This is a genomic window from Acinetobacter sp. ANC 4169 (assembly GCF_002135355.1).
In the GTDB taxonomy this organism is placed as follows: domain Bacteria; phylum Pseudomonadota; class Gammaproteobacteria; order Pseudomonadales; family Moraxellaceae; genus Acinetobacter.
In genome coordinates this window covers 1-24,997 of the sequence record NZ_NEGE01000018.1, presented here as the reverse complement: position 1 = coordinate 24,997, position 24,997 = coordinate 1, and the positions used below count along the sequence as shown (strand labels likewise).

At 41.5% G+C, this 24,997-nt stretch carries 31 protein-coding genes; 10 read left to right on the top strand and 21 right to left on the bottom strand.

Going from position 1 to position 24,997, the window contains the following annotated elements:
• Positions 1-202 precede the first annotated feature (202 nt).
• A complete protein-coding gene (locus tag B9T26_RS13650; RefSeq protein WP_086200212.1) occupies positions 203-766 on the top strand; it encodes a DUF4385 domain-containing protein in 564 nt (187 codons plus the stop codon).
• Between the two features lie 8 nt (positions 767-774).
• On the opposite strand, the gene B9T26_RS13645 is transcribed toward B9T26_RS13650, so the two are convergent.
• Together B9T26_RS13645 and tsaD are read right to left on the bottom strand one after the other, a co-directional pair.
• Positions 775-1,716, bottom strand: coding sequence for a sensor domain-containing diguanylate cyclase (locus tag B9T26_RS13645; protein ID WP_086200211.1), 942 nt, complete (start codon positions 1,714-1,716; stop codon positions 775-777).
• A 218-nt stretch (positions 1,717-1,934) separates the two neighbouring features.
• A complete protein-coding gene (gene tsaD / locus B9T26_RS13640; protein WP_086200210.1) occupies positions 1,935-2,951 on the bottom strand; it encodes a tRNA (adenosine(37)-N6)-threonylcarbamoyltransferase complex transferase subunit TsaD in 1,017 nt (338 codons plus the stop codon).
• Positions 2,952-3,097: 146 nt separating this feature from the next.
• On the opposite strand from tsaD, the gene rpsU reads away from it, so the two are divergent.
• Both rpsU and B9T26_RS13630 read left to right on the top strand, forming a co-directional pair.
• Positions 3,098-3,313, top strand: coding sequence for a 30S ribosomal protein S21 (gene rpsU, locus B9T26_RS13635; protein WP_001136722.1), 216 nt, complete (start codon positions 3,098-3,100; stop codon positions 3,311-3,313).
• 34 nt (positions 3,314-3,347) lie between these two features.
• Positions 3,348-3,794, top strand: a complete 447-nt coding sequence (locus B9T26_RS13630) for a GatB/YqeY domain-containing protein (RefSeq protein ID WP_086200209.1) — start codon at positions 3,348-3,350, stop codon at positions 3,792-3,794.
• Between the two features lie 157 nt (positions 3,795-3,951).
• Here B9T26_RS13630 and B9T26_RS13625 read toward each other — a convergent pair whose 3' ends face one another.
• The 14 genes from B9T26_RS13625 to B9T26_RS13560 all read right to left on the bottom strand — a co-directional run bounded on the left by B9T26_RS13625 (position 3,952) and on the right by B9T26_RS13560 (position 17,144).
• On the bottom strand, positions 3,952-4,311 hold the full coding sequence (locus tag B9T26_RS13625; RefSeq protein WP_086200208.1) for a hypothetical protein: 360 nt from the start codon (positions 4,309-4,311) through the stop codon (positions 3,952-3,954).
• Between the two features lie 80 nt (positions 4,312-4,391).
• Positions 4,392-4,760, bottom strand: a complete 369-nt coding sequence (locus tag B9T26_RS13620) for a GFA family protein (protein ID WP_086200207.1) — start codon at positions 4,758-4,760, stop codon at positions 4,392-4,394.
• Positions 4,761-4,803: 43 nt separating this feature from the next.
• The gene (locus B9T26_RS13615; RefSeq protein ID WP_086200206.1) at positions 4,804-6,240 is read right to left on the bottom strand and encodes a M48 family metalloprotease; all 1,437 of its coding nucleotides are present in this window, start codon (positions 6,238-6,240) and stop codon (positions 4,804-4,806) included.
• Between the two features lie 86 nt (positions 6,241-6,326).
• On the bottom strand, positions 6,327-7,295 hold the full coding sequence (locus B9T26_RS13610) for a 2-hydroxyacid dehydrogenase (RefSeq protein WP_086200205.1): 969 nt from the start codon (positions 7,293-7,295) through the stop codon (positions 6,327-6,329).
• Positions 7,292-7,960, bottom strand: a complete 669-nt coding sequence (locus B9T26_RS13605) for a hypothetical protein (protein ID WP_086200204.1) — start codon at positions 7,958-7,960, stop codon at positions 7,292-7,294. Before B9T26_RS13605 ends, B9T26_RS13610 begins: the two co-directional genes overlap by 4 nt.
• A 97-nt stretch (positions 7,961-8,057) precedes the next feature.
• The gene (locus tag B9T26_RS13600; RefSeq protein ID WP_086200256.1) at positions 8,058-9,908 is read right to left on the bottom strand and encodes a M48 family metalloprotease; all 1,851 of its coding nucleotides are present in this window, start codon (positions 9,906-9,908) and stop codon (positions 8,058-8,060) included.
• A gap of 129 nt (positions 9,909-10,037) precedes the next feature.
• Entirely contained in the window at positions 10,038-11,576 is a 1,539-nt protein-coding gene (gene purF / locus B9T26_RS13595; protein ID WP_086200203.1) for an amidophosphoribosyltransferase, read from the bottom strand.
• Between the two features lie 24 nt (positions 11,577-11,600).
• Complete coding sequence (locus B9T26_RS13590; RefSeq protein ID WP_086200202.1) at positions 11,601-12,188, bottom strand: CvpA family protein; 588 nt, start codon at positions 12,186-12,188, stop codon at positions 11,601-11,603.
• A complete protein-coding gene (locus B9T26_RS13585) occupies positions 12,185-13,195 on the bottom strand; it encodes a quinone-dependent dihydroorotate dehydrogenase (RefSeq protein ID WP_086200201.1) in 1,011 nt (336 codons plus the stop codon). The genes B9T26_RS13590 and B9T26_RS13585 overlap by 4 nt, the downstream gene beginning before the upstream one ends.
• A gap of 90 nt (positions 13,196-13,285) precedes the next feature.
• Positions 13,286-13,765 (bottom strand): type II secretion system protein GspM, encoded by a 480-nt coding sequence (gspM, locus tag B9T26_RS13580; RefSeq protein WP_086200200.1) that lies wholly within the window; start codon positions 13,763-13,765, stop codon positions 13,286-13,288.
• Positions 13,765-14,904, bottom strand: a complete 1,140-nt coding sequence (gene gspL, locus B9T26_RS13575; RefSeq protein WP_086200199.1) for a type II secretion system protein GspL — start codon at positions 14,902-14,904, stop codon at positions 13,765-13,767. Before gspL ends, gspM begins: the two co-directional genes overlap by 1 nt.
• Before the next feature lie 30 nt (positions 14,905-14,934).
• A complete protein-coding gene (locus B9T26_RS13570) occupies positions 14,935-15,390 on the bottom strand; it encodes a SixA phosphatase family protein (RefSeq protein ID WP_086200198.1) in 456 nt (151 codons plus the stop codon).
• 71 nt (positions 15,391-15,461) lie between these two features.
• Positions 15,462-16,535, bottom strand: a complete 1,074-nt coding sequence (locus B9T26_RS13565) for an NAD(P)H-dependent glycerol-3-phosphate dehydrogenase (RefSeq protein WP_086200197.1) — start codon at positions 16,533-16,535, stop codon at positions 15,462-15,464.
• Between the two features lie 33 nt (positions 16,536-16,568).
• Positions 16,569-17,144 (bottom strand): nitroreductase, encoded by a 576-nt coding sequence (locus B9T26_RS13560; RefSeq protein ID WP_086200196.1) that lies wholly within the window; start codon positions 17,142-17,144, stop codon positions 16,569-16,571.
• A 227-nt stretch (positions 17,145-17,371) separates the two neighbouring features.
• Between B9T26_RS13560 and B9T26_RS13555 the strand changes: the two genes are divergently transcribed.
• A complete protein-coding gene (locus B9T26_RS13555) occupies positions 17,372-17,752 on the top strand; it encodes a hypothetical protein (RefSeq protein ID WP_086200195.1) in 381 nt (126 codons plus the stop codon).
• 398 nt (positions 17,753-18,150) lie between these two features.
• On the opposite strand, the gene rhlB is transcribed toward B9T26_RS13555, so the two are convergent.
• Complete coding sequence (gene rhlB / locus B9T26_RS13550; protein ID WP_086176047.1) at positions 18,151-19,302, bottom strand: ATP-dependent RNA helicase RhlB; 1,152 nt, start codon at positions 19,300-19,302, stop codon at positions 18,151-18,153.
• Positions 19,303-19,401: 99 nt separating this feature from the next.
• Positions 19,402-19,614: a cold-shock protein gene (locus tag B9T26_RS13545; RefSeq protein WP_004648643.1), complete on the bottom strand. Its 213-nt coding sequence runs from the start codon at positions 19,612-19,614 to the stop codon at positions 19,402-19,404.
• Positions 19,615-19,997: 383 nt separating this feature from the next.
• Here B9T26_RS13545 and B9T26_RS13540 point away from each other — a divergent pair, with 383 nt between their 5' ends.
• From B9T26_RS13540 to B9T26_RS13520, 5 genes are all read left to right on the top strand, one after another.
• The gene (locus B9T26_RS13540) at positions 19,998-20,231 is read left to right on the top strand and encodes a sulfurtransferase TusA family protein (protein WP_086200194.1); all 234 of its coding nucleotides are present in this window, start codon (positions 19,998-20,000) and stop codon (positions 20,229-20,231) included.
• Between the two features lie 140 nt (positions 20,232-20,371).
• Entirely contained in the window at positions 20,372-21,241 is an 870-nt protein-coding gene (gene rpoH, locus B9T26_RS13535; protein ID WP_086176049.1) for an RNA polymerase sigma factor RpoH, read from the top strand.
• Positions 21,242-21,401: 160 nt separating this feature from the next.
• Positions 21,402-21,767, top strand: coding sequence for a DUF423 domain-containing protein (locus tag B9T26_RS13530; RefSeq protein WP_086200193.1), 366 nt, complete (start codon positions 21,402-21,404; stop codon positions 21,765-21,767).
• 18 nt (positions 21,768-21,785) lie between these two features.
• Positions 21,786-21,983 carry a sulfur carrier protein ThiS gene (gene thiS / locus B9T26_RS13525; RefSeq protein ID WP_086200192.1) on the top strand — a complete coding sequence of 66 codons (198 nt, stop codon included), beginning with the start codon at positions 21,786-21,788 and terminating at the stop codon, positions 21,981-21,983.
• Positions 21,984-21,995: 12 nt separating this feature from the next.
• Positions 21,996-22,781 carry a thiazole synthase gene (locus tag B9T26_RS13520; protein ID WP_086200191.1) on the top strand — a complete coding sequence of 262 codons (786 nt, stop codon included), beginning with the start codon at positions 21,996-21,998 and terminating at the stop codon, positions 22,779-22,781.
• A gap of 65 nt (positions 22,782-22,846) precedes the next feature.
• Here the strand turns inward: B9T26_RS13520 and B9T26_RS13515 are convergent, their stop codons facing one another.
• From B9T26_RS13515 to B9T26_RS13505, 3 genes are all read right to left on the bottom strand, one after another.
• Positions 22,847-23,167, bottom strand: coding sequence for a putative quinol monooxygenase (locus B9T26_RS13515; RefSeq protein WP_086200190.1), 321 nt, complete (start codon positions 23,165-23,167; stop codon positions 22,847-22,849).
• Between the two features lie 26 nt (positions 23,168-23,193).
• The gene (locus B9T26_RS13510; RefSeq protein ID WP_086200189.1) at positions 23,194-23,775 is read right to left on the bottom strand and encodes an NAD(P)H-dependent oxidoreductase; all 582 of its coding nucleotides are present in this window, start codon (positions 23,773-23,775) and stop codon (positions 23,194-23,196) included.
• Positions 23,776-23,961: 186 nt separating this feature from the next.
• Complete coding sequence (locus B9T26_RS13505) at positions 23,962-24,573, bottom strand: glutathione binding-like protein (protein WP_086200188.1); 612 nt, start codon at positions 24,571-24,573, stop codon at positions 23,962-23,964.
• Positions 24,574-24,793: 220 nt separating this feature from the next.
• On the opposite strand from B9T26_RS13505, the gene B9T26_RS13500 reads away from it, so the two are divergent.
• The coding region (locus tag B9T26_RS13500; RefSeq protein WP_143223031.1) for a helix-turn-helix domain-containing protein at positions 24,794-24,997 on the top strand (204 nt) is incomplete at its 3' end.

Sequence of the window (24,997 nt, the reverse complement as noted above, 5' to 3'; positions counted from 1 at the left end):
TGGCAATTTATCAGCCTGTTAATTTTAACCCACTCACTTAACTAAACCCTTCACTATTCAAGCTTTGCAAATATTTTTACATCCACATCGCTTAAACTAATATTTATATGATTTGTAACTTTAAGCTTAAAAGTTCATCAAAATGATCTAGGCTAGGAAAAATAATGCATCCAAGGTTTCTGCTTTTCTGATGGAATGAGCAATGAAAGATGATTATCAAAAGAACAATATACCGAGACGAAATTCCAGAGTTTTCTCCAAAAGTTTTGACTACTCTTTAGATTTTAAAAACATAAACTTCCGAAAACGTCCCGAGTTATATCGAATTGGGCGTGGCGAACAAGGCGTTTTACTGGTCGAACCTTACAAGTCAGAAATATTGCCCTTTTGGCAATTTGCAGATCAAGAAAAAGCCCAAAAAAGTAGTGAAAAAATATATGAATTGTTTTTAAGCTATCTAGATGCAAATGATTTTATCGGCGCAGATATGGCCAGAAAATTTCTGCAAATGGGTTATACGCGTGCGCGACGTTATGCCAATCATAAAGGAGGTAAAAAATATAAAGGAGCTGTTCCTGCGGATAAAAAAGGCTTAAGTGGCTCACATGGAGGGGATGAATTACCTTATAGTCCAGAAGATCAAGTAAAGGCTGCCGCTGCCCAAATTTTCAAGCAAAAATGGAACCAAGCCAAGACGCATACCAGGTATCTCGAGTTAAAAGACCAATTTAATCAGTTTATTGAAAAAAATTTAAAAACAGTTTGATCAGGATTCTATATTTCAGACTTAAGCTGGCGTTTATGCTCAAACATCTTTTTATCCGCTTCTGCAGCTGCTTTAAACAGTCCTTGAGCAGGTTGTCGCATGGCAACACCAATCGCCGCACCTATTTTTGCCTGTGTAAGAGCTTGTATAAGACGACTCAAGAGTATTTCTACTCCGACCTCATCATTTTCTACACTTAGAATTACAAATTCATCCCCACCTAGACGCGCCACAATATCATTGCTACGTGCCGTATGTTTGAGTACCTGCGCCGCTTGCTGAATTAACTCATCTCCCTGATCATGCCCCAGACTGTCATTCACTTTTTTAAGATCATTGAGATCGATAAAAAAAACTGCAGCAGGATGTCCATAACGCTTACAGCGCTCTTCTTCTGTAGTGACCAATCTTTCCCATGCCCGGCGGTTATATAAGCCGGTCAATCCATCCATAAGCGCTTCAGCTTCTAAGCGCTCATGTTGACGGACTTGTTCATTTTGACGAAGTTCAGCTTGAAGAATACTGCTTAACAAATGACCAAATAATTCAATCAGTTCTACGTCCTGAATAATGTTTTCAGATTTTTCTTGAGGATCAATCGCACAAAGTGTACCGAACAAGCTGCCATCTTCATGGACAAGTGGTTGACCAATATAAGATTTAATACTGACTTGCTGGTTAATCGGTGCAGTGGCATATAAAGGTATGTCTTCTGATCGAGGAGCAATTTTAGGACCTTTACCGGCAATCATATGAAAACAAAATGAATCTGCCCACTGAAATACTTGTCCTGGATGAACATTATAACCGTGGTCTTCACTCTGAAGGACAATCCAGTCTTTACCTTCGACTCGGGTAATCATCCATAAATTAAATCCGAAACGTTTATATAGAAACTTTAAAACAGCTTGACCAGCCTCTTGAAAGCTTCTGAAATTTATATTATCCATCCGAATAAACCTATGCCAACCATCTTGAAAAATTATTTGTTCGTAAATTTAGGATATTTTTCTGCAATTATTAGGATGTGTTGACATTTCATAAATAGAAGAATTGTCAATGAACCTTAAAACTTATCATGAATACAATATCTAAAGATATCAACCCATTCTTTACAAACTTGTAAATGAAGAAAGAGGCTAAACGCCTCTTTTTTATTTTGAATGCTTTAAGCTTGATTTGGATTGGTTAATTCCGTCATCGGCCAGCGCGGTGTAGTGGTCACAGACAAGCCGTCATGCTGGCCTGCTTTTAAACGCTGATAACCGGCAAAGGCAATCATCGCGCCATTATCGGTACACAGTGCAGGTTCTGCATAATACACTTGCGCTTTAATCTTGGCCAAGTCTGCTTCTAGACGCTCACGCAAACGTTTGTTGGCACTTACACCACCCGCAATCACCAAACGTTTTAAACCTGATTGTTTGAGTGCTTTAACTGATTTTTTAACTAAAGTATCAACCAATGCTTCCTGGAAACTTGCTGCAATGTCGGCTTCGCGACCTTGATCTGCCACTTTTTTCAACTGAATCGAAACAGCTGTTTTTAGACCGCTGAATGAAAAATCCAGACCTTGATGTAGCATTGGACGTGGAAAATCAAAAGCAGTGGCATCACCCTGTTCTGCAAGACGCGAAATATTCGGACCACCCGGATAAGGCAAGCCCATCATTTTCGCGACCTTATCGAAGGCCTCACCTGCTGCATCATCAATCGATTCACCCAGCAATTCATACTGACCAATACCGTGTGCTGCCATCAGCTGGGTATGCCCACCAGAGACCAATAAAGCCACAAATGGAAAATCTGGTGGAGTTTTAGACAACAGTGGCGCAAGCATATGACCTTCCATATGATGCACACCAATAGCCGGTTTATTTAGCGCAAACGCCAATGTTCGGCCAAACAGAGCTCCGGTCATTAACGCCCCCATTAAACCGGGACCACGTGTATAGGCCACTGCATCAATTTGTGATTTTTTAATTTTGCTTTGTTCAAGCAATTGATTAATTAAAGGAATTAACTTGCGCACATGGTCGCGTGAAGCCAGTTCCGGTACCACGCCGCCATATTCTGCATGCAGTTTAATCTGACTATATAGCACCTGTCCTATTAAGCCGACTTCACTGTCATAGAGAGCTAACCCAGTTTCATCACAAGAAGTTTCCAAGCCCAGAACGATCATTAAACTGCCTTTTACCCGTATCTAAATATTGCTAAAGCTATTATAGACTTGTGATATGAGATGTAAATGAGTAAAATACTGTCCTTCACTTGTGATCTAAGGCAATCGTGCCGCAGATCTTATCCATAACTTAATGAGGATTCTTCATGCCACAAGTTAAATTGAAAGAAGGCGAACCAGTAGACGTAGCTATCCGTCGTTTCAAACGTTCATGCGAAAAAGCGGGTGTTTTAGCTGACGTTCGTAAACGTGAATTCTACGAAAAACCAACTCAAGAACGTAAACGTAAAAAAGCTGCTGCTGTTAAACGTTACCAAAAGAAATTGGCTCGCGAATCAGTTCGTACTACACGCCTTTACTAAGATTAATTTGTGATTGACTGCCTGGACTAAATAAATGACTACTTTAAAAAACCAAATAACCGATGTTTTGAAAGCAACTATGCGTGCTAAAGAAATGTCTAAGTTAACGGTGATTCGTGGTCTACAGGCGGCAATTAAGCAAATCGAAGTCGATGAGCGCATAGAGCTTGACGATGCTCAGACTCTTGCGGTCATTGAAAAGCAAATCAAACAACGAAAAGAATCGGTTAAAGCCTTTGAAGGCGCTGGCCGTGATGATTTAGCTAGTAAAGAACAAGCCGAAATTGAGGTTTTATCTCAATTTCTACCAGAAGCTATGACTGAGGAAGAGCTTGATTCTATCATTGCGCAAACTATTGCTGCGCAAGAAGCTACTAGCATGAAAGATATGGGTAAGGTGATGAACTCTCTACGTCCGCTCATAGCCGGGCGTGCCGATCCTGCACAAGTTTCAGCTAAAATTAAAGCGAAACTTTCTTAATCTTTCAAAATAATTCAATTGTTTGGTTTGGACTATTTAGCAGCTTGTTAAATAGCCCTAAATCAATATAACAATCCTCTATTTATATTTTTATACACTTTCTTCTCTTTTCAATTCACCATTTTTAGCCCACTCATCTCATACAGCAGATTTATAACTAAAAATTGCACTGAATATTATATTTTTTCAAAATCAGCATTTCTTTTGACGACATCACTTGGTTAATCACGTCTTGCTTGGTCATTTGCCTAAATTGACGATCTAAAGACTGCCTGTTCTGATCTGCCGCCTGATATAACCGATCAATATAACGACCCACCATTGCACAGTACTGCGATTGCTGCTGGGGCGTAAAACTTGCCTGTTGTGCATTTAAACTGCTAAAAAAATTTCTGCTATCCTGCTTATATTGTTCAGAGATTTGATCCACTGCTGCGACATATTGCTCTACGCTCGCAAAAGCCGTATTTGATCCAGCACACCCCAACACCCATAGCGTCAATAATATTTTTTTCATAAATCAATCAATACTGTTCATTATTCGAAATATACAACCCACGAAGATTATCATAGGCATAATCATTCTAGCAGCAGATTTTATTCAGCGATATGCAGAAAATCAGGTTTGTATGTTCTATACGCCTGTTCGGATGGTGCAGGCACATGCCCTTGCGTAACCGTTCCCAAACGCAAACGAATGATATCAGGCAGATCCAAGCGATATGAATAGATCGGGCTGCCACATTCCTGACAAAATACCCGGGCTTTATTGGGGCTATGGAAATATTCTTTTAGAAATTTAAGTCCAGTGCTAATTTCAAATTTTGATTGCTGTAATGGACTGTTCCAAGCAAAGATTGAGCCTTGCGCCATTTGACAATTTTTACAGTAACAAATGATGGTTTTTTCAATTTCAGCATGATAACGATATCTCACCCTTCCACATAAGCATTGACCTTCTAGCATTTGCCACTCCTTGTTTTTATTGTGACTGCAACCTCATCTACGATTAAATTCTGAGTTGTCGCTCTTTTTGCATTTCCTGAATCCGTGCTTTTAATTTTGCAGCCAACACTTCATTATCTTTAATCAGGCGCTGTGCATGCAACAAGGACTTAATTGCATTTTCTTCCGATCCCGACCAGTATTCCACTTCTGCACGATAACGCAGTACGTTCACCGTCCTGAATGCTGATTGGTCTATATTGGCCGCCTGCTGCATCAAGCGCCAAGCCTGTATGTCACGCGGGTTCTTATTGGTGAATCGCTGAATCAGCTTCTGTGCCTGTGCAGCATCTTTCTGGCGAATCAAAACCTCTGCCAGTTTAAGCGCTAAAGCCCGATTTTCCGGCATAATCCGTGCTGCGGATTGAATGGCCTGATAGGCTTGATCGGTTTTATTCTGCCCCAGATAGATATCAGTTTGAATAAGAACCAGCAGATTATTTAAACGTTGCTGTTTTTTAGCCTGATCCAAAACCTGCTGCGCTAGAACATAATCGCCTTGTTTTAAATAAAATGCGGATAAAGCCAGCTGTCCGGAAAAATTATTGCGATTTGCCAAAACTTGCAATTGCTGTTCTGTCGCCTGATTGGAAATAACCCGGCTATACCATTTCAGAATTTCAAAATCTTCATCATGCAAACTTGATTTTACCCGAGGGAATTGATTGGCTCTTAAACGCGCCTCGCTCATCCGCTCGCTACTAAGCGGATGAGTGAACCAGAAGTCGGGCAAGAAACTGACCTTGCTGGTTGAACGATCCATCACTTCAAAAAAGTCCGCCATACTTTGCGGATTAAAACCAGCACTATACATATATTGCATCCCAATCCGGTCTGCTTCCCGCTCCTGATTACGGCTATAGTTCAGCTGTTTATCCATTAACGCCGCCTGAGAACCCAACATCACCGCAGTTCCTGCATCGCCATCAGCTTGGGAAGCAATCAGTGCACCGACCAGTAATCCAGCCAGAGTCAGTAAACCTTGCCCCTTGAATGCCTCTTGCGAGCGGCTGTAATGACGTTGTGAGACATGTGCCACTTCATGCGCCATTACTCCAGCCACTTCATCGATATTTCGGGCAGATGTCACCATTCCCGTATTGATGGCAAACAGTCCACCAGGCACAGCAAAAGCATTGATTTGCGGATCATTGATAATCACCAGACCAATCGGTTGTCCCAGCTGGGTCTGGCTTAAAATATGGGAAAACACATTACCCAACTGGTCTTCTAGCCATGGGTTTTGCAGCACTGGCATTTGATGTTGCACTTCACGGAATACTTTTTCACCAATCATTTTTTCTTTTTGTTGATCAATCAGACCAACGCCGCTACCGATTTCAGGAACATTAAATTGCGGCGTTGAATTGAAATTTGCACTGTGCGTCAATGCCATTGCAGAAAGCAAACTGATGTTACAAGCCCATAAAAACCGTTTCAATGTGATGTTCTCAAACTGCTTTTTTAAGATTTATCAGACTATAACATTGAAATTTGGAGCAATTTGCAATGAAGTGTTATCAAATTTTAAGAAAAGCTGGGATTCACGAGATAAGGCGGTGTGCGCCCTTCCAGGGCATCCACCAGGTTACCATAAGCCAGTTCGGCCATTTTTTTACGCGTTTCTGCAGTCGCAGAACCCACATGCGGCAAAGTCACTACATTTTCCAAAGCAAAAAGTTCAGATTCTTGCAAAGGCTCTGTTGCATAGACATCCAGGCCAGCAGCAAAAATTTTACCTGCTTTAAGCGTAGTAATAAGTGCCTGCTCATCGACCACAGAACCACGGGCAATATTGACAAAAACAGCATGCGGCTGCATTTGCTCAAACTCATGCAGACCCATCAGCGCTTTAGATTCTGCATTGAGATCAACAGCCAGCACAACAAAATCGGACTGTTGCAACAATTCATCCAAAGCACAATAGCGGGCATTTAACGGTTGCGCCAATTCCAGTTTTTCACGGCGGTTGTGGTACAGAATGTTCATGTTAAAGCCATAAAAACCACGCCGCGCAATCGCAGCTCCGATATTTCCTAAACCGATAATCCCGAGGGTCTTGGCAAAAATATCCTGCCCGAATTGTGCTTCACCAACTGTACGCTTCCACTGCCCCTGCTTGGTCCATTGATCAAGAGCAGGAACTTTTCGTGCTGCACTCATCAATAAACTAAAAGCCAAATCGGCAGTGGTTTCGGTTAATACATGCGGGGTATTGGATAACCAGATGTTTTTCTGGTTTAAATAAGCCAGATCATAGTTGTCATAACCCACACTAACGCTAGAAATGATTTTGAGCTGTTGCGCTGTGGCCAAATTACTTTCATTCAGTAAACGCCCTGCGCCAATCATTGCATCGGCATCCTTAACCTGTTCAAGTAGTTGCGCTTTGATATCCCCAAGTTTCGGGTTAATCATGACGACATGATATTGTTGTTGTAATCGCTGAAGAATATCCCGATCTAACTGGCTAAAAACGACAACTTTCTGCTTCATGTTCCATCCGTGTTTTGAGGCCTTTTTTGCATAAACTGCCACAAGCGTTTTTTTAATAAGGGCTGATCCAGCATTTCCTGCAAACCAGCCAGATTGATACTTTTTGAGTTTTTTAAATAGGTACATTGCCCTAGAAAGATAATATTTTTATCTGTACTTATGGCATCAAGAAAGCCTTGCACATAACTTTCCACCCCATGGCCATCCTGGAAATTCATTAAAGGAAATGGCCACTGTAATTCATAATATTCAGCCAGCACCGCCTGTTGAATATTACTCCAAAGCTGCTGCTGTTCAGCGCTCATTTCGGTTGCATCCACAACAATGACACAATGTGGCAAACTTAAGGCTTGTAGTTGAAAAGCTGCTATTTGCAGCGCTGCACGCTCTGCAATGACTTCGGCTACAACTTCAACTTTTTCTGCGCTTACTGAGACATCCGGAGTCTTGACCGGTTCGATACGCTCAATCGCTTGCTCTGGATCGGCTTTAAGCTCTAATGGCAAGACTGCTGGCGCTTTTGCCAGCACAATTTCAGTCTGATATTCTGGTGCAGCCTGATCGCGCCAGAGTGATGAAGATGGCATTTTTTGACATGCAACATCCCGGGGAATCCAGATATCGATTCCCAATGTTGCCAGTATGTCACGCTGATGCCCTATCATCTTTTTTCATCACCAATTGAATACTTGGTATTCTAACGAGATTACTGATTTTTTGCTGTGCTTTTATTGAATCATCACTAATTTTATCGCAGCTTGTCTAGACTATCATCAAACTATTTTTCTTCTGCATCAGATCGACAATTTCATCGGTTTCAAAACCAAAACGCCAATACAGCAGTTGCAGAACATCCAGTTCATCTTGGGTAATAATACGGTCATTCCACAAACATAGCTCAGCAACACCCAAAATACTTAAGCGGTCACGCAGCAATAAACCTGCAATATCATTTAAGATTTCTGACAAATCAATCGGCTCATCCGAAATTTCGGCATACATTTCCAGCTCTTTTAACGTGAGTACCCGTCGCAGAATTTTCTTACGTACGTCGAGCTGATTCTGGCTATTAATCTGCTGCACATGCAACAAGGCATCAATCAAACGTACGATTTGCGGTTTTACATCTTCCTGTGAGGTGGGTGTATGTAAAGGCAGCAGATTCAATTCATATTTAACACATTCCAGCAATAAAGCATCTAGCAGACCAATTTCGCCATCTTCCTGAATAATTCGTGCCAGTTTCATTAAAAACTGACGTGCAATGGTCGCAGGCATGCTGCCAATATTTTTACATGCTTCATGAAAGATCGAGATATGCACCCGGCCATCCAGATGCAGCAATGAATCAACTATGGCACGACTGACCTCAGCCTCGGCAGGAATAAATTCACGGTATTGACGAATCATTAAAATCGCCACCATCACTTCGCGCGAACCTGTTGCGGTCTGTAGTGCACGCTGAATCAGCTCAGGACGCTGCATATTGTCGCGAATTTCCGGATTAAGTGGCTTGATTGCATCATTAATGGCAAAACTAATTGGGGATAAACGCAGCAATGGCAAGGGTTGAGGCGAACTCCACGGCGTGTAGACTTCACTGTTGAGTTCATCAAAGGAACGGAACAAACTAAATAATGGCTGATTACGTAATTTTTTTAAATTCTCAAGCTGTAAATCCTGCACCAGACCAGGGTTCAATTCATAAATACGCTGTTCAATACTGGGGTGAATATTCATCCAGTTTTGTGGACTTAAAGAATTGGCAAAACACATATGCGAAATGGATTCGGCATATTCACTATGAATCTGCGAACCTGAATGATGCACATAAATTCTGAGCAAGGTTTGCACATTGGCATCGTTTTGAATCAGGCGTCTGGTTTTTTGATCATTCTTAAAAGTACGGCTACCAAGTGAAATGTATTTAATAAAACGGGTAATCAAAACACCCAGACTTCCAATCAACCAGATTATTCCACCCATGGCCACAAAAGAAGTCGCAAATTTATGCGTATGTGCCTGGCCGTGCTTGGTAAAGCCAAGTTTGGCAATTTTGCTGCCCCACTGACTAAAAGTGGTCAGACTACTGTAGAGAATTTTTAAACGGGTATTTTCAGCCGTTTCACCAGACAAAATTTTATTAAACTCATGGCTGAGCAAACCATAAAGTTCTAGTTCATCCAGATTCTGCAAAGCACCCCAAGTCAAGATAATCACAATATCACGTGGATAAAACCCGGCCGTAAGTGCATTTACGCCCACTTCATCAGGAAGCACATAAACAGCTGGCGCATCAATTAAAAAAGTATCGGCCAGCTGTTCGGTAATTTTCAGCGCAATACTTTCTTCAGGAATACTTTCAATGAGGCTTAAGCGACGTGCACCCAACTGTTTTGCCAGTGAATGACCACCTGAACGAAACACATAAAACTCGTACAGTACAGAAATGATCATCACGCTCAGCAATAGCACAATGAGATAAGGGCTTAACACATGCCAGAAGATGGATTGAGTCTGATCAAAATAAAAAACGTTCAATCCTACAATGGTATTTAAAATGAATAGCGTGAGCAGTACCGCAAGCATACAGACACTTGCAGACCAAACCATATTTTTATTTTTTATGAAAGAATAACCCACATGCTTCAATGTAAAGTTCCTGTATTACATTGTATTTATTCACCTATCATAAATTAAAAAAGCGGGAATTTCCCGCTTTTCATAGTATGGAAGAAGAATTTATTCTTCTTTCACGCCAGTCAAGTCTACTGATGCAGCATCGATATTGACATCAATATAACCGCCTTGGGCTTTTTTCGCAGAATCGTTACGCTTGTTCTCAAGATTATCGAGATAAGCTGCATCAATACCGCCTGCCACATACACACCGTCAAACACCGAACAGTCAAATTCCTGCAATGCCGGTACTTTACTGGTACGTACTGCGCCTTTCAAATCTTCCAGATCCTGGAAAATTAAACGGTCAGCACCAATAATTTCACGAATTTCTTCAACACTACGGTTTGAAGCAATCAATTCTGCTTTTGCAGGCATATCAATACCGTACACGTTTGGATATTTCACCATCGGTGCAGCTGAAGCAAAGAATACTTTTTTTGCGCCAGCATCACGTGCCATTTGAATAATTTCGTTACAGGTCGTACCACGTACAATCGAGTCATCTACCAGTAAAACGTTTTTGCCTTTAAACTCAAGCTCAACCGGGTTGAGTTTTTGACGTACTGATTTTTCACGTTGCTGCTGACCCGGCATAATAAAGGTACGTCCGATATAACGGTTTTTCACAAAACCTTCACGGAATTTAACACCCAAGCTATTTGCCAGTTCCAAAGCGGAAGTACGGGAAGTATCCGGAATTGGAATCACCACATCGATGTCGTGCTCTTCACCCCATTCACGGATAATTTTATTAGCAAGCTTTTCGCCCATCTTCAAACGTGCCTTATACACTGAAATGCCATCAATGATTGCATCCGGACGTGCAAAATAGACATATTCGAAGATACAAGGACGATATTCAGGATCTGCAGCACACTGCTTGCTGAACAATTCACCTTCTGAAGTAATGAAGATTGCTTCACCTGGTTCAATATCACGTTCAACTTTAAAGCCCAAAGCGGTAATCGCTACAGACTCGGAAGCAATGATATATTCCATGCCTTTTTCAGTTTCACGCGAACCATAGATCAATGGACGAATACCATTTGGATCACGGAAGCCAACCAAACCATGTCCAGTAATCATGGCGACTACACCATAAGCACCCTTGCAGCGCTCATGTACACGTGACACTACATCAAAGATATCTTCCGGTGATGGATTCAACTTGCCGTTCTTGTGCATTTCATGTGCAAAAACGTTGAGCAGTACTTCAGAATCCGAATCGGTATTCATGTGACGAAGATCTGTTTTAAACAAGTCTTCATGAATTTCTTCAGCGTTGGTCAAGTTACCGTTATGCGCCAAGGTAATACCATAAGGCGAGTTCACATAAAATGGCTGTGCTTCTGCACTGCTTGAAGAACCTGCTGTTGGATAACGCACATGACCAATACCGTAATTACCTAGCAGTGCACGCATGTGACGCGTATGAAAGACGTCTCGTACCATACCGTTGTCTTTACGCAGGAACAAACGCCCTTCATGACAAGTTACTATTCCGGCTGCATCCTGACCACGATGCTGTAACATCGTCAATGCATCAAACAACATTTGGTTAACAGGTGACTTACCAGCTATACCAACAACTCCACACATAGCAACCTCGCAAACAAGCTAGGATTAATAAAAAGGATTATTTGTTGATTCATCTGTACGCGCTGCATGCTTCTGCGTTTTATCAGATGATGAGTCGGAAGATGTCGGCGCACCTTCATCGGACTTGATATGAGCAAGTGCCCCTTGCGCCGCTTCTTTAGAAAGTTCGGTCGCCCAGGGTGCATAAGGAATAAGGAGTTGTACGAATTTAGACTGTTTCCAATGCGGGGAGCTTTCTACCCAAGGGCCAATGCCCTGCATGGTAATCAGTACAATCATTAAACCTTTTAAAGAGCCAAAAGCACCGCCTGCCAGTCTATTCAGCGGACCAAGCTTCAGACTCTTTAATATCTTGTTGAGGAATGCGGTAATAATCCAGGTGAATACCACCATGACCAATACAATAAATGCAAAAGCTGCTATTTTTTGTACTACTGGATCTGCACTAAGTGAGACCATCGAAGGTGCCAGGATGGTCGCGTATTTTGCACCGACTATCAGCGCAAAAATCCATCCTACCAAGTTCGCAAAGGCTGAAACCAATCCTTGTCGCAAACCGTTGAGCCCTCCAATGAGCAAAATAATCAGTATGAAGATATCCAGTGTATTCATGGCGTTTTTAAAGCATCAACACAATCTTTTACCAAGCTTGGACCTGTATATATGAGGCCACTATAAATTTGTACAAGGCTGGCACCTGCTTGCTGTTTTGCAACCGCCTGTTCACCTGACAAAATACCGCCCACTCCAATCAATGGAACTTGACCTTTCAGTGCTTTAGCGAAAGCGGCCAGACAAGCAGTACTTTTTTCAAATACCGGAGCACCGGACAAGCCGCCTGCTTCATCGCCATGCTTGAGATTTTCTACCCCTTCACGAGATAAGGTGGTATTGGTCACAATCAAACCATCAATTTTAAACTGGATGAGCTGTTTGGCAATAAAATCGATATCTTCGGCAGTCAGATCTGGTGCAACCTTAAGCACCAAAGGTACATAATGCTGATGTTCTTCAGCCAGTTCAAGCTGACGTTTTCTTAAGGTTTGCAATAATTCGGTCAGTGCATCGCCACTTTGCAGGCTACGCAAATTTTTGGTATTGGGTGATGAAATATTAACAGTAATATAAGAAGCGTAATTGTAGACTTTTTCAAGGCAGATCAGATAATCATCCACTGCATTTTCAACCGGCGTATCGGCATTTTTACCAATATTAATGCCTAAAATGCCTTTGAATTTTGCTGCTTTGACATTTTCAACCAGTTTATCCACCCCATCATTATTAAACCCCATACGGTTAATAATGGCTTTGGCTTCAGGTAAACGGAATAAACGGGGATGCGGATTGCCCGATTGAGGACGTGGCGTAATGGTTCCAATTTCAATAAAACCAAACCCCAGTCCAGCCAGGGCATCAATATAAGCGCCATTTTTGTCTAAACCAGCGGCTAAACCTACCGGATTGGGAAATTCGATTCCCATACAGGTCACAGGTTTGGACGCTACGTTTTGACGCATCATGCCCATGCGATGAGCTGATTTCAATAACGATAATGTTAGCTCATGTGCACGCTCTGGTGCTAAAGAAAACAACAAAGGGCGGGCAAGAGAATACAACATATCTATAAAAGTCTACTGCTTTTTAAGTCGCCATATTATAGGCATAGCCTGTACAAAACACCATGCTTAGCAGATCTTTATTTTTACCCATTATTGCACTGTCGCTGTTAATTTAATCTGCCCCGCCTCGGAAATTAATTCTATTTTTTCAAGGCTTAGACCCATTTGCGTCAATTGGGTTAAAAAATTGGCCAAAATGGCATAATTTTCATGCGCTGCCACAATCTGGATTTGCTCACCTGCCTGTTGCGATGCCACAGACAATCCCTGCTGCTGGGCAACGCGTTGCACCTTATCAGCCGCAGTTAACTGCAAATCATCGGCGGGTTTCATGGTTACCGCATTGCTCTGCATCCACACCATCATGTCTTTTAAATCATTGACCCGATTCTGCTGTTTATTGGCGGCGGCATGCATATACCAAAGTGCTGAACCAATGGCCGCAACCAGTACAAAAACCGTTGTGAAGATCACCATATAGCGTTCACGTACAGACAGCCGATCCAGATAATCAGTGATTCTTTCGATGGACTGATCAATCGAGTTTTGCAGTTTTTCTGATGTATTCATTATTGTATTTTCACCAATCCCATTACACCTGCTCCGTTCGGCTGAATATTGCCTAATTCTGCCTTAAAGCCTTGCTGATTCAACTGCTGGATTAAATTTTGCAGTACAGTCGATGAATTCGCTTTTAATTCCATGTTTAAAGCTGAAGCCTCATAATGGACACGATTGGCCACAATCTGGTTTTGCATGAGCACCGGCCCAATACGGCTCAGCAACTGCAAAGCTTGGGTGTTGGCACTTTTATTTAAGCGTACATGACTTTCAAACTGACTTTTCAAATTCTGTTCAGTGACACGGCTACTCTGCCCAAACCAGTATTTATACTGATCAACAGCTTGCAATGCAGTCTGGTCTGCCACCTTTTTATATTTATACCAGCGGGTTACATCATAGCCAAATTGAACCACTAAAGCAGCAACCAATACCGCAGCGCACGCTTTCCAATAGCCAGATACACCCGTGCTATTTTTGGCTTTAGGCAGAATATTAAAAGGATGATATTGTGCTTTTTTTAATAAGGGCACGGCATAATCAAAAGTTTCAATCTGTTCATGCGTCACCATGGCTTCAAGGCTTTGCATTTGTTCAGCAGTAAAATTACTGATTTTATAAGATTGACCTTGCGGCTGATAATCTAAAAACAGTGCCAAATCATCTACCGAATTTCCCATAAATTCACTTTCACGTACCAGCAAGCGTCCAGACAGGTTGGCAATGATGGTTTGCCCCACTTCTGGAACCGGCAAAATGAGAAAATCAGGCAATAAGGAAATGACTTTAACCGGAATCAGGTTCAAAGCATGTTGCAAGGTTTCAACGGTGCTCTGTGCCACACCCAAAATGATCAATTGATCTGGATTTTGAAAATGATGCAATATTTTCATGGAATCGATGGGCAAAACCACAAATTCTTCTAATAAATATTTTACCCCATCCGCACCCAATTTCTTGTATTGAGGTTTAGCCAGACTCTGTTGCAGCATTTGCACATCGCGACTCGGAAAAAAAACTACCGCTTCTTGCCCATGATAGCCTTGAGTATCTTGAATCAATTGTTCAAGACTAGTGGCCTGAGACCAACTTTCTCCAGTCGACCATTGCCAAGCCCCATTGGCTTCAGGCATCCATAAATACAACATTAATGTTTTTCTGCCGTTTTAATTAATATTTTATGCGTTTGGAATAAAACTTTTTAACTGGGTTGATAACCCAGTTGCAATGACTGCTTGCTCATATATCCGCGCTTCAGCCAAAGCATACGGATGAAAAGGTTCTGCTGTCAACAATGACGAAATATGTGCTACTACATTCATATGACACACCACCACAATGGATTCATAAGGCAGCTGTGACAACCAGTCCACTGCCAGTTTTGCATCATCATCCGGTTTGATTTTATTGCACACCAAGACTGACACATCAGGAAAATAATGTTGCAGATGGGCCAAGGTTTCTTGCGCGCGCAATAAAGGACTGACCACAAAAGCATCTGGCTGAATCATGTTTTTTAAATATTCTGCGGTGAATTGTGCCTGCTTATGCCCACGCTCGGTTAAAGGCCGCTTGTCATCATTACCATGCAGCGCTGGAGCAGCTTCACCATGACGGACTAAGGTAAGTTGCATAAAATTTCCTTATTTTCGAATATGCAGCAATTATAACCAGGCTTTATGAAGGTAATAATCTTATTAAAAAATTACACTTCATTATGAGGCAAAACAAATTCCACATCACTACGATGCCCATTTTTCATGAGTGAAAGTGCGATGCTTAAAGGGGGAGCCCCTTCAAAAATCACATCATATAAGGCACTGGTAATTGGCATATATACATCCAATTCTTCCGAACGGCTACGTACCTGCACAATGGTATTGATCCCTTCAGCGGTTTGACCCAATTCTTTAGTCGCCTGCTCCAGACTTTTACCAGAACCCAGGGCAAACCCAACTTGATAGTTACGACTGAGCGGACTATTACAGGTGGCAAACAAATCACCCACGCCCGATAAACCAAGAAAAGTCAGAGGATTTGCACCCAATTTCACGGCAAAACGGCTCATTTCTGCAAGTGCACGGGTCAGAATCATACTTTTGGTATTTTCACCCACCTTATAAGCAGCAGCCATGCCCATGGCAACAGCATAGATATTTTTTAAAGCCCCGCCCAATTCCACACCATGCACATCATCACTGGCAAAAACCCGGAATAATGCGCTGTGTAACGCTTGCTGTACCGCATAACGCACCAGTTCCGATTGGCTGGCGACAACCGTTCCTGCCGGTTGTCCGGCCATAATTTCCTTGGCCAGATTCGGTCCGGAAAGTACACCATATGGAACCTGAGGCAATTCTTCGCGAATAATATCGCTCATAAAATGAAAGGTTTTCGCCTCAATGCCTTTGGTTAAGGAAATGACGGCCTGCGAAGTAATAAAAGGCTTAATTTGTTTAAGCACATCGCGAAAAGAATGGCTCGGTATAGCCACCAAAATAATGTCACGATTACAAACAGCCGTTTCCAAATCTGACACTGCCTTTAAGCCCGACTCCAAAACAAAATCGGGTAAATAGCGTTTATTAATATGGGTTTGGTTAATTTCTGCTGCTACCGCTTCATCACGAATCCAGATCATGGTGTCGCAACCATTACGTACCGCAGTATTGGCCATAGCAGTACCAAAACTACCGCCCCCCAACACCGTTACACGTAAAGCTGTTTTTTGATCGATTGCAACCGGTTCCACAAGATCTGAAAATTTCAACTCTGACATTATTTTTATATCTCAACTCATGATTCAATACAGTTATTGATTCCAATAACTGACATAATTTTGTGTATTCACTGCTATACGCGCTGGAATCGCTTTTACTGCTGTGCCAATATAAATAATTCCAGAAATTAAATCATCTTCCGCCAGCGCCAGGCTTCGTTTAAACAACGGCGATTCAACCACTGCCCCGCTTCGCCACATGGTTGAAAAACCCTGTATCTGCAAAGACAATAAGAAATTCTCAATGGCCGCCCCTGAACTTAAGGTTTGTTCAAAATTGGGGACTTTGGGATGTGGCTGAAACTGGGTTAACGCCAAAACCAGCAGTGGTGCGCGAAATGGGTGATGCTTCACACGCTCCAGCTGAGCCGGATCTGTTTCACCCATATCTGCCAGAGCTTTAGACAATAATTCGCCAAAAGCTTCACGCTGATCACTCGGAATCACCACAAAACGGGTGGGTTTTAAACGGTGATGATCTGGCGCAGTCAGAGCAGCCTGAAAGGCCTTTTCCAGTTGCTGTGCATTCGGTGCAGGCTCAACCAAATGTCCTACCGACTGACGTTGATGAATATTTTGATGAACCGTCTCTACCGCTGAATCCGTCATTGACTTTTATATCTGTGTACTAAAATATTTCAACAAGATTAGCATAATCTTGTTCAGTTACTCTAGAGCATCGAGTGAATGTGTTATCCCCAATATTCAACTTAATCGCCCTCAGTCACATAGTGTCCATATAAAGCTGCATATTCTATACAAGTCCTTCAAAAATCATTCAATTAATCATGTTCAAATAATTCAAATTCTTTTTTAAAACAATCCAGGGGAAAAAGATGAATCAAGTCTTTGCACTCGCTTCAACAGTTGCCGTTGCTCTCGCGCTCACCGCATGTGCATCCAATCCAACCACATCATTAGCCGTTCAAAAAGAAAATAACCAATATGAAGTGACAGGTATAGGTAAAAGTAACTTAATCTCTAAAAACAATGCAATTACAGCAGCCAATAATACCTGCGGTAAAAAAGCCAGCCCGGTCATAGTCAATGAAAAGACTGAATATAATGGCGCCTTAAAAGGTGTGGTCGATGAAAAAACTGGTCAAATGATTCAGGCTGCAACCAGTGTACTTGGCACCCTGGCCGGTAAAAGCGGCAGTCTGGCACGTGATGAAGACTATCAAACCGTACTGACCTTTAGCTGTCGAGCCAACTAGACCTTCTAATAAGGGTCTATCTCAGCTTATTCACTCAATAAAAGTCTAGGGGCTGTTGACATTTCATAAATGGCTTGCGTTGTCGGCTAAAATTGAGCAGACAAGGAATGAAATGCAAAGAATGGTGGTTCCATTTTTAAATTTCATGACGCAGTCTGAGATAATTTTAGCCACAACCCTTCGGGACTAGAGTATTTTTTGACGCTACGTCGTTGTGAACTACGCATTTAGAATGACTAAATTTTGCAGTTCACGCCTAGTATCATCTAAAAAATACGCGTAGTCGCAAACATAGACGAATTGTCAACAGACCCTAGATCAAAAAGCAAAAAAAAAGCCGCTTATTGAAGCGGCTTTTGGTTTACATCTTATTTAACACTTGGATCAACATCTTAAAATTAACAGTAGCCTTCTAAACGGGTTAAAGGTAATTTCTGACCAATGGCCTTTTCAATTTCTGGAAGATAGAACGCATCATCTTCAGATAAGAAACTGATACTTACCCCACTTGTTCCCGCACGACCAGTACGGCCAATACGATGAACATAGTCATCCGACTGTTCAGGCAAGGTAAAGTTAATCACATGTGAAACGCCATCCACATGGATACCACGACCTGCGACATCGGTCGCGATCATAATATTATGTTGACCATTTTTAAACTGGTCCAGCATTTTCAAGCGTTTATCCTGTGCAATTTCACCTGACAACATCACCACTTTATAACCGTCTTTTTTCAGGTGATCATAAAGCTTACGCACCTGATCACGACGATTGGCAAAGATCATGACTTTTTCAATTGGTTCATCACGTAAGATTTCTTGCAACAACTTATATTTATCTGTTTTTGCAACCATATAAACGCGTTGCTCTACATCAGCATTGGTTTTCTTTTCCGGCTCAATTTCTACAGTCACCGGTTCGAACAACCACTGCTGTGCCAGGTTCAACACATCATAGCTAAAGGTTGCAGAGAACATTAAGGTTTGACGTTGTTCTTTACGCGGTGAAAAACGCACAATACGTTTTACTGAGGGAATGAAGCCCATATCCAGTAACCGGTCTGCTTCATCAATCACCAAAAATTCAATCTGGTCCAGCCAGACTTCTTTTTGTTCAACGAAATCGATTAAACGGCCTGGAGTCGCCACAATAATATCGACAAAATTTTTATCCAGCTGTGCTTTCTGCTTGTCAAAATCTACCCCACCCAGCAAAGTCACCAGATGCAGATCGGTAAATTTGGTAAGTTCTTTGGCATCACTCTCAATCTGTAAAGCCAGCTCACGTGTAGGCGCAAGAATCAATGCACGCGCTTCACCACGAAAACGCTGTTGTTTAATCGGATTATTCAGCAAATCGTTAATCACGCTGACCAGAAAAGCCGCCGTTTTTCCCGTACCAGTTTGTGCACGACCAATGGCATCATGTCCAGCCAAAGTGAATTTTAAAACCTTTTCCTGAATAGGTGTCATTTCTTTGAAACCTAAAGCATCAATTGCCTGTTTCAGTTTCGGATGTAAATTTAAGGTTTCAAAACCAGATGACATATAAATGTGCTCTAACTTAATGATCAGGAAAAATAGGAGTCTATTATAAACAAAAACGCCCCAAATTACATTGGGGCGTTCTCATGAATAATCAGGCGATTAGTCTAAAGGTTGTACTTCTTCAGCTTGGAAGCCTTTTTGACCTTTAACTACGCTGAATTCAACACGTTGGCCGTCACGAAGTGAACGGTGACCGTCACCTTGGATAGCGCGGAAATGAACGAATACGTCGTCGCCGCCGTTACGTTGAATAAAGCCGAAGCCTTTAGTGTCGTTGAACCATTTAACTACGCCTTGTTCACGAGCTGTCATAAGTTAATCCTCATTGTATTTAATTAAAGGACCACCCGGTGTTGCAAACAGCAGAGTAAACAAGGTTTAAAAATAATTATTATTTCTAAGCTTGTAATCATTCTGTATTACTATTAACAAAATCCCGGTTACATCCATTGCAATATTCATTTTAAGACACACTGAAATAGTGTCATTAATTTTGAATACGCGACGAGCTTAACACGGGTTTATCACAATTCATACTGTTTTTTTTGATTAATCTTCTTTTTGATTCCGCTTCTTTTTTACTAATTATTTCCTTATTTTAGATAAGTACTTTTATGTTGAAGTTATATAATTTTATTGGGCTTTGGCACCAAATTTGCTAATATTTATCTAAAGTTAATCAGATATAGAATGTGATGAATGATCTAGCCAATTCAGCAATAATTATTGATGCAATGGGCAAACCTTGCCCCATGCCATTATTGATGCTTAAGCGAGCGATCAAGAACAAATCAGGCGGCATATTTTTACTTAAATCTTCAGATCCGCATAGTCAGCAAGATGTAAGCCGTTATTGCCAGATGCATCAGATCAATTGCAAGATGAGTAAAATTTCTGATTCTGAGTATCACTACTTAATTGAATCTTAATTATTTTCAATTAAACTAGAACGTTTCAAATGTGCATAAAAAATTACATTTCTCTACCCAAAGTTCCTAATTTCACGGAAATATTGGATTAAGATAAATTTATTAAGATGGTTATGTCATCCAACTCTCAAGGAGAACATATGAGTGACAGCAGCAATCAATTGATGCCCCTGTCATTATCGGCACCAGGGGTAAATCTCGGTGCTTATATAAGTACTGTCAATCAGATTCCTATTTTGACGGCTGAACAAGAAAAAGAGTTAGCCGAACGCTACTATTATGATCAAGATTTAGATGCCGCAAAAATGCTGGTGATGTCGCATTTGCGTTTTGTGGTGCATATTGCACGTAGTTACGCAGGCTATGGTTTGCCACAAGGTGACCTGATTCAAGAAGGCAACCTGGGTCTAATGAAAGCCGTTAAACGCTTTGACCCGAATATGGGTGTACGTTTGGTGTCTTTTGCCGTGCACTGGATTAAAGCTGAAATTCATGAATACGTGATTCGTAACTGGCGTATTGTTAAAATTGCCACCACCAAGGCACAACGTAAATTATTCTTCAATCTACGTAGCCTAAAAAAATCCAGTAAAAAATTAACTCTGGATGAAGCACAATCCATTGCCAATGACCTGAATGTCACACCTGAACAGGTGCTGGAAATGGAAGGTCGTCTAACCGCTTATGATGCTGCTTTTGAAGCACAAGGCGATGACGATGATGAAGGTTCAACCCATGTTGCACCGGCTTTATATCTGGAAGACAATCGTTACGACCCTGCTCGCTTAGCTGAAGAAGAAGACTACGAAGAACAAAGCACCTCTGCTCTGCATGATGCCATGGATCAGCTGGATGACCGTTCACGCAACATTTTACAGCGTCGCTGGTTAGATGATGAGAAATCGACCCTGCATGAGCTGGCTGCTGAATATAACGTGTCTGCCGAGCGTATTCGTCAGTTAGAAAAAAATGCCATGGAAAAAATTAAGGTCGCCATGTCATCTAACTAAGTCTTCCAACTAAGTGACCAAACCGATTTTATGATATTTTGAAAAAAGGGCTGCGTGCTCTTTTTTCATATATAGGCTGCAGGAATGTTGCTTTTTGCCTTTCGTGCAAGTGTCAGAATATGCTAAGTTATGCGCAAATTTACTCAGGTAGTCATTGCTTATGTGGATTGCAATTTCAGCCCTCAATTTAGCTTTTGCTGTCATGCTGGGTGCTTTCGGTGCCCATGGCTTAAAAACACGTGCAACTGAAGCCCAATTGGCATGGTGGCAGACCGCAACTGATTATTTTTTCTATCATGCGCTTGGACTTTTGGCGCTTGCCATTTTAGCCAAAGTGCTTCCCCAGCTTCCCATTAAAGCAAGTTTTATACTGATTCAGGTTGGTATTTTCTTTTTCTGTGGCTCACTCTATGTCATGGCATTAGGCCTACCCCGCTTTTTAGGGGCCATTACCCCGATTGGCGGTGCTTTGATGATTGCAGGCTGGCTGGTATTGGCGTGGAATGCCTTTAAATACGTGAAATAAAATTAAAGGGAATTAATGATGCAGATTTATTTAAATGGCGAAGCAAAAAATACCACATGCAGCAATTTATTAGAACTAATTCAAGAGCTTGAACTTGAAGGCAAACGCTTTGCTGTAGAAAAAAATGAAATGATCATTTCCAAAAGCAAACTGGCACAAACCCCTATTTGCGCTGAAGATCAAATTGAAATTATTCATGCCGTCGGTGGCGGCTAATTCGGAGCTCCCATGGAAGACACCCCGCTTATAATTGGTTCTCGTACTTTTAATTCACGTTTGTTGGTCGGTACAGGTAAATATAAAGACTTAACTGAAACCGACTTGGCTATTCAGGCCAGCGGCGCAGAGATCGTCACGGTTGCCATCCGTCGGGTCAATATCGGCCAGCATCCTGATCAGCCGAATCTGCTTTCTGTCGTTCCACCAGAAAAATACACCATTCTGCCCAATACAGCCGGCTGCTTTGACGCCAACAGTGCTGTGCGTACCTGTATGCTGGCACGTGAACTGCTGGATGGACACAACCTGGTCAAACTGGAAGTACTGGGCGATGAAAAAACACTTTATCCGAATGTCACTGAAACCTTAAAAGCAGCGCGTACCTTAATTGACGACGGTTTCGAGATTATGGTGTATACCTCGGATGACCCGATTATTGCGCAAGAATTAGAAAGCATGGGCTGTGTCGCGATTATGCCTTTAGGTAGCCTGATTGGTTCAGGACTTGGCATTTTAAATCCGCATACCATTTCCATTATTAAGGAAAATGCCAAAGTTCCAGTACTGGTGGATGCCGGTGTCGGTACTGCCAGTGATGCCGCGATTGCAATGGAACTCGGTTGTGACGGTGTACTGATGAATACCGCCATTGCCGCTGCGCAAAACCCGATTTTAATGGCATCTGCGATGAAAAAAGCGGTTGAAGCAGGTCGTGAAGCCTTCCTTGCAGGCCGTATGCCACGTAAACGCATGGCCAATGCCAGCTCGCCCGAAACCGGTTATTTCTTTAAATAAAATTAAAGATCTTAAAAAGGACTCAAATGAGTCCTTTTTTTATATTCTAAGATTTCAAAATGTACCTAAGCACTTAAACCCTTTTGCATAATCCGGATTTTTACATCCAGCACGTCATCTTTAACTTGTTGCTGATAGGCTTGCATATGTAGAGTTAGTAAATGAGCATTCAAATGCTCCATACTTTCCCAATGTTCCAACGTGGTAATTACATCAGGTAATTTAGTCTGATAATCAGCATTTGATTGATGATCTATCAGTAGTTCATAACCGTGACAACCCTCTTCCTGCAAAACAGTAGCTGTTATTTTCCTAAAGGCGTTTAGTACGTTTTCACGATGTTTGGCACCTGGGCGAATCTGAATATCTGCAATAATAGTCAACATGGTTTGCTCCTTAACGAACCCATCAATTAAGCAAAAATATGCATAAGATGTTGACGGTACTCATGTTGATATTGAGCGACATTGGGCATTTTAATCACATCATGCACAATGAAAGTCTCTAAACCCTTCATACCCAAAAATTGATTGGCTTTATGAAATGGCAGATAAACCCCATCTACTCCAACACCCTGAAAAAATTGCTCAGGGTCATTAAAAGCTTCGATAGGTGCATTCCAGGTTAACGATAACATATACTTTTTATCGTGAATAAGGCCACCTGAACCATATTTTTTCGATGCATCAGAACGCGATCGGCCATCACTGGCATATAAGGTGCCATGCCCTTCGGTAAAAATATCATCCATATATTTTTTTACTGTCCACGGCGCACCCATCCACCAGCCTGGCATTTGATAAATAATCACATCTGCCCATACATATTTTTGAATTTCTTCCTGAATTTCATAGTCGCTATCTGCACGTGAAATTTTAACGCGATGACCCAGATCACTCAGCACAGCATTTGCCAACCCAGTTAAAGTGTCATTCAACTCGCCATTCGAGTGTGCAAACTGCTTGGCACCATTCACAATCAGGATATTACTCATTCATTCGCCTTTGAGGATTTGTTTTCAGCGGCCAATATACTCAAATATTTCATTGCTAAAAATTCATGGAATTGCAAAATACTATTGATAAAAAATCAATAATATATTTTCAGATGATTTGAGTCTTACTACGGCACTCAAAGAAAAAAAGCACCCGAAGGTGCTTTTTCAATTCAATGTACAGAATTAAGGAATCAAACCTTCATCACGCATGGCAATCTGTACAGACTGGCGTTCAGCGACTTTATTACGCAAGGCAATAATATTCTTGTACGGCGTAAGATCATGACCAATACCATTCGACCAGTTGGTTAATACGAATAGATATGCATCTGCCGGGCCAAAGTTATCATCGACCAGATAATCGTTATCCGACTCGCCAATCGCTTTATCGATATAAGTCAATAACCTGTCAATTTCTGCATAAGCTTTTTCTTTAGCTTCGGCTTCTAAAGGAGCACCGAAGAAAACCGCATACGCATCATGTAATTCTGAGTTTAAATATCCCAACCATTCTAGAACTTTGGCACGTCCTAGCCCGGATGGCGGAATCAAATCTTGTTTAGGGTCGTGCTGGGCAAGGAAAGGTAAAATGGCAACGTTTTCAGTAAGAATCAGACCTGGATTAATTTCTAAAGCCGGAACATAACCTTTAGGATTAATCGCGTAATAATCTGTACCTTTTTCTGTCTTATGGGTTTTTAAATTAACGCGCTCCAAGTCAAAATCAACATTAATTTCATTTAAAATAATGTGTGATGCCAAAGAACATGCACCTGGAGAATAATAAAGCTTCATACCTGATCCTTGTTATATATCTATTCACTGTTTTAAATTGCTTCTAACAAACTTTCAAGTGATCGCACCTGTAAATTGCAAAAAAGCGTAAATGTATAAAAATCACTTACCTTTTAAATATCTTAGATTCTTAAATGAAGTGCAACAGAGATTAAATTCTTGGAAGGAAGTAAGATGAGTTAGCATTTTGCTTCCGACCGACCAAAGTCAAAGTTGCATCATGAACTATACTCATCTTACTCAAGACGAAAGATATCAGATATTTGCCTTATTACGTGAAGATTTTTCTATTCGTTATATTGCTTGGCGGTTGAATCGATCTCCTTCAACTATTTCTAGAGAAATCAGTCGGAATAAAGCAAGAAATGGATATTTCGCCAAACATGCAAACAAGCTTGCTCAAGCAAGGCATTGCCCAAATCCC

Coding starts and splice junctions, on each gene's coding strand:
- B9T26_RS13625 (WP_086200208.1), bottom strand. CDS start 4,311: ATGAAAAAAATATTATTGACGCTATGGGTGTTGGGGTGTGCTGGATCA.
- B9T26_RS13590 (WP_086200202.1), bottom strand. CDS start 12,188: ATGAATACACTGGATATCTTCATACTGATTATTTTGCTCATTGGAGGG.
- B9T26_RS13620 (WP_086200207.1), bottom strand. CDS start 4,760: ATGCTAGAAGGTCAATGCTTATGTGGAAGGGTGAGATATCGTTATCAT.
- thiS (WP_086200192.1), top strand. CDS start 21,786: ATGCAGATTTATTTAAATGGCGAAGCAAAAAATACCACATGCAGCAAT.
- B9T26_RS13530 (WP_086200193.1), top strand. CDS start 21,402: ATGTGGATTGCAATTTCAGCCCTCAATTTAGCTTTTGCTGTCATGCTG.
- B9T26_RS13560 (WP_086200196.1), bottom strand. CDS start 17,144: ATGACGGATTCAGCGGTAGAGACGGTTCATCAAAATATTCATCAACGT.
- rpsU (WP_001136722.1), top strand. CDS start 3,098: ATGCCACAAGTTAAATTGAAAGAAGGCGAACCAGTAGACGTAGCTATC.
- B9T26_RS13515 (WP_086200190.1), bottom strand. CDS start 23,167: ATGTTGACTATTATTGCAGATATTCAGATTCGCCCAGGTGCCAAACAT.
- B9T26_RS13645 (WP_086200211.1), bottom strand. CDS start 1,716: ATGGATAATATAAATTTCAGAAGCTTTCAAGAGGCTGGTCAAGCTGTT.
- rpoH (WP_086176049.1), top strand. CDS start 20,372: ATGAGTGACAGCAGCAATCAATTGATGCCCCTGTCATTATCGGCACCA.
- B9T26_RS13520 (WP_086200191.1), top strand. CDS start 21,996: ATGGAAGACACCCCGCTTATAATTGGTTCTCGTACTTTTAATTCACGT.
- gspL (WP_086200199.1), bottom strand. CDS start 14,904: ATGTTGTATTTATGGATGCCTGAAGCCAATGGGGCTTGGCAATGGTCG.
- gspM (WP_086200200.1), bottom strand. CDS start 13,765: ATGAATACATCAGAAAAACTGCAAAACTCGATTGATCAGTCCATCGAA.
- purF (WP_086200203.1), bottom strand. CDS start 11,576: ATGTGTGGAGTTGTTGGTATAGCTGGTAAGTCACCTGTTAACCAAATG.
- B9T26_RS13570 (WP_086200198.1), bottom strand. CDS start 15,390: ATGCAACTTACCTTAGTCCGTCATGGTGAAGCTGCTCCAGCGCTGCAT.
- B9T26_RS13540 (WP_086200194.1), top strand. CDS start 19,998: ATGAATGATCTAGCCAATTCAGCAATAATTATTGATGCAATGGGCAAA.
- tsaD (WP_086200210.1), bottom strand. CDS start 2,951: ATGATCGTTCTGGGCTTGGAAACTTCTTGTGATGAAACTGGGTTAGCT.
- B9T26_RS13610 (WP_086200205.1), bottom strand. CDS start 7,295: ATGAAGCAGAAAGTTGTCGTTTTTAGCCAGTTAGATCGGGATATTCTT.
- B9T26_RS13565 (WP_086200197.1), bottom strand. CDS start 16,535: ATGTCAGAGTTGAAATTTTCAGATCTTGTGGAACCGGTTGCAATCGAT.
- B9T26_RS13510 (WP_086200189.1), bottom strand. CDS start 23,775: ATGAGTAATATCCTGATTGTGAATGGTGCCAAGCAGTTTGCACACTCG.
- B9T26_RS13650 (WP_086200212.1), top strand. CDS start 203: ATGAAAGATGATTATCAAAAGAACAATATACCGAGACGAAATTCCAGA.
- rhlB (WP_086176047.1), bottom strand. CDS start 19,302: ATGTCATCTGGTTTTGAAACCTTAAATTTACATCCGAAACTGAAACAG.
- B9T26_RS13605 (WP_086200204.1), bottom strand. CDS start 7,960: ATGATAGGGCATCAGCGTGACATACTGGCAACATTGGGAATCGATATC.
- B9T26_RS13505 (WP_086200188.1), bottom strand. CDS start 24,573: ATGAAGCTTTATTATTCTCCAGGTGCATGTTCTTTGGCATCACACATT.
- B9T26_RS13585 (WP_086200201.1), bottom strand. CDS start 13,195: ATGTTGTATTCTCTTGCCCGCCCTTTGTTGTTTTCTTTAGCACCAGAG.
- B9T26_RS13630 (WP_086200209.1), top strand. CDS start 3,348: ATGACTACTTTAAAAAACCAAATAACCGATGTTTTGAAAGCAACTATG.
- B9T26_RS13600 (WP_086200256.1), bottom strand. CDS start 9,908: ATGGTTTGGTCTGCAAGTGTCTGTATGCTTGCGGTACTGCTCACGCTA.
- B9T26_RS13545 (WP_004648643.1), bottom strand. CDS start 19,614: ATGACAGCTCGTGAACAAGGCGTAGTTAAATGGTTCAACGACACTAAA.
- B9T26_RS13555 (WP_086200195.1), top strand. CDS start 17,372: ATGAATCAAGTCTTTGCACTCGCTTCAACAGTTGCCGTTGCTCTCGCG.